Source organism: Mucilaginibacter lacusdianchii, from assembly GCF_009770985.1.
GTDB classification, from domain to species: Bacteria; Bacteroidota; Bacteroidia; order Sphingobacteriales; family Sphingobacteriaceae; genus Mucilaginibacter; species Mucilaginibacter lacusdianchii.
Map to the genome: position 1 here is coordinate 1 of NZ_WSRW01000017.1, position 3,020 is coordinate 3,020.

Sequence of the window (3,020 nt, forward strand, 5' to 3'; positions counted from 1 at the left end):
ACCAGCTGAGCTATGCTCCCTTTTTTATTGCGATGCAAATTTAAACTATTTTTTCTGTTTATAAAAAAAGCTGCTCAATTTATCTATAAGTAATTGATTACCCGAACAATAATTTACAAAAATCAATAACTATGATACTTAAAGGTTATTACTTTACCAATGCCAACACCTTTTTGCCACCTGTTAGCAAGCCAACTGCAAGCAATCCGGCAAGTAACCCAATCACCAATTCACTAATTATTGATGGCAAATTGGGCAACAAGTGGTGTAAAAATTCAATATTGTGAACAAAAATGCCACCGGATACTAAAACTAAAGCTACGGTTCCAACAATGCCTAAAATTTTGATGATAACAGGCAAAGCCTTAACCAGCAAAGACCCCAGCATTGAAAAAAAGCCTTTGTTGTTAGCGCGTTTGATTAGCTGATAACCAGCATCGTCCATTCTTACAATGAGTGCAACAATGCCATAAACACCAACGGTTGCCAAAATTGCAACAACCGAAACGGTTAAAATTTGCGTAATTAAACTTTTATCTAAAACAGCGCCCAAAGCAATAATAACAATTTCTATAGACAAGATAAAATCTGTAGCTATAGCCGATTTTATTTTTGCTTTTTCGGCATCTGCATTATCCTGTTTATTTTCTTTAACTACCTCATGTCCGGTTTTTGGGTGATGAAAAAAGTATTCAATTATTTTTTCAACACCCTCGTAAGCCAAGTAAAAGCCGCCCAAAACCAATGCAATTTTTATAGCTACAGGAAAAAACAGATTAAGCAGCAAAGCAATTGGAACAATAATAAGTTTATTAATTAAAGAGCCTTTTGTAATAGCCCATAGCACCGGCAACTCGCGCGACGAAAGAAACCCAGTGGCTTTTTCTGCATTCACTGCCAGGTCGTCGCCCAATATACCTGCAGTTTTCTGCGCTGCTACTTTGGTTGTTACAGCAACATCGTCCATTAAAGCAGCTATATCATCTAAAATTGCAAAAAAGCCTGATGCCATATTTTATTTAGGAGGTATGGTTGTGAAAATACAATAAATCTAATGTCATCTTATAAATTTAAGTTGAGCCGTTAAGTTTTAACAAATGGCAATTATTTATTTAATTGGTATAGCTAATAGTTATTGTACTAGAGTTGGTTGTAACGGTACGTATGTCATAACGGAATCAAAATATGAAATTGCACCAATTGGTCCAGAATTACAACTATATTTGTAGACCAAACGGTACAATTAGAAATGAAGAAACTAGAACACAAAGTCGCTGTTGTAACTGGCGCATCAAAAGGAATAGGTGCCGGCATTGCCAAAAAATTGGCTACCGAAGGCGCCGCAGTAATTGTTAATTATGCATCTGCCAAAGAAGACGCAGAGCGTATCGTAGCCGAGATTGTAAGTAATGGTGGCCAAGCCATAGCTATACAAGGCGATGTATCTAAGGCCGATGATGTAGAACGCCTGTTTACGGAAACGGTAAGGCAGTATGGTGCGGTTGATATACTAGTTAACAATGCGGGCATTTATCAATGGGGGCCTATTGAGGATATAACCGAAGAAGGGTTTTATCGTCAATTTGGTATTAACGTACTAGGACCATTACTTGCCTCTAAAGCCGCCGTAAAACATTTTTCGGAAATGGGAGGCAGCATTATAAACATCGGCTCTGGCGTGTCAAGCGTTGAACCGGCTGGTAGTGCGTTGTATACGGCTACCAAAAGTGCGGTCGATTCAATTTCCCGCGTACTCTCTAAGGAGCTTGGCCCGAGAAATATCCGTGTCAATTCAATTAACCCCGGTATCGTAAACACAGAAGGATCAAGGGCCGGAGGCTTTATCGGCAGCGAAATGGCTGACGCTATGGTAAGTACTACGCCGCTTCGCCGGCTTGGAGAACCTGAGGACATTGCATTGATTGCTGCTTTCCTTGCATCTGAGGATGCACGCTGGTTAACAGGCGAAATTATACTGGCCAGCGGCGGTCTTCGCTAAAGCAAAATTTGCAGACAGGTCTCGTTCACATACAAGATATAAAATTGATAGCTTTGCCTGTAGCAGGCAAAGCTTTTTTGGTTATGAGAACAAAAGATTTTAACGAGACGGAAATACTGAGAAAAGCCATCACACTTTTTTGGCAAAAGGGCTATCATGCCACTTCGTTATATGATCTTATTGAAGGACTCGGAATTGGCCGGTCCAGCATCTATCACGCTTTTGGCGATAAACATAACTTGTTTTTAAAAGCACTGGAACTATACCAGCAGGAAGCAACAGCAAGAATTAAGGAGTTACTCAATAACGCTTCTTCAGTGAAAGCAGCGGTGGCCCAGCTATTACAGCAAGTTGTTAAGGCCGTGCTAACCGATGCATGCCCTAAAGGATGTTTTAAGATAAATTCAGAAGTAGAGGTGGCCGCAAATGACGAGCTGATTAAAAAGCTGGTTGCTGAAGATGACCTGATTATTGAGGATGCTTTGTATCAAGCCATAAAAAAGGGACAGGACAACGGGGAAATCAGTACATCTAAAAATCCAAAAGCTCTTGCCAGTTTTATTTGCAATGCAGTGACCGGAATGAGAGTTTATGCAAAATTCAGGAACGATCAGCAGTTTTTTGACAATGTTGTTCAAACAACTCTGTCGGTTCTCGATTAACTTTTCACTCTATCTTTAGCTCTTTATTGATGGTATTCAGATACTAAAAACAGACGTGGTATTAGTGTGTAAACCTAACAGCACTATATACTATGTTAAATATCGTATTTCAGGCCCGGAACGGTACAGCCGACAATTAGCGCCATTTAACGCAAGCACTTTAAACCAACAGCTTATATCGATTTTTACTACCTGAATTAAAATAAGTAAAGCGGTTCTTCTTCGAAAAGAAAGATGTTTGGCATTCTTTATAACTATTTAGGGCCGGATTAAAACAATAAATTGCAGTAAACAAAAAAGCCCTTAGAAATTAATCTAAAGGCTTCATTTTCGTGGGAGCAACAGGATTCGAACCTGTG

General features: G+C 39.4%; 3 protein-coding genes. 2 read left to right on the forward strand and 1 reads right to left on the reverse strand.

Annotated elements, in window-relative coordinates:
* Nucleotides 1-148: 148 nt before the first annotated feature.
* Complete coding sequence (locus GPM24_RS22070) at nt 149-1,012, reverse strand: DUF808 domain-containing protein (protein WP_158829930.1); 864 nt, start codon at nt 1,010-1,012, stop codon at nt 149-151.
* Nucleotides 1,013-1,249: 237 nt separating this feature from the next.
* On the opposite strand from GPM24_RS22070, the gene GPM24_RS22075 reads away from it, so the two are divergent.
* Together GPM24_RS22075 and GPM24_RS22080 are read left to right on the forward strand one after the other, a co-directional pair.
* Nucleotides 1,250-1,999: an SDR family NAD(P)-dependent oxidoreductase gene (locus GPM24_RS22075; protein WP_158829932.1), complete on the forward strand. Its 750-nt coding sequence runs from the start codon at nt 1,250-1,252 to the stop codon at nt 1,997-1,999.
* A gap of 83 nt (nt 2,000-2,082) precedes the next feature.
* Entirely contained in the window at nt 2,083-2,661 is a 579-nt protein-coding gene (locus GPM24_RS22080; protein WP_158829934.1) for a TetR/AcrR family transcriptional regulator, read from the forward strand.
* The last annotated feature ends 359 nt before the right edge of the window (nt 2,662-3,020 follow it).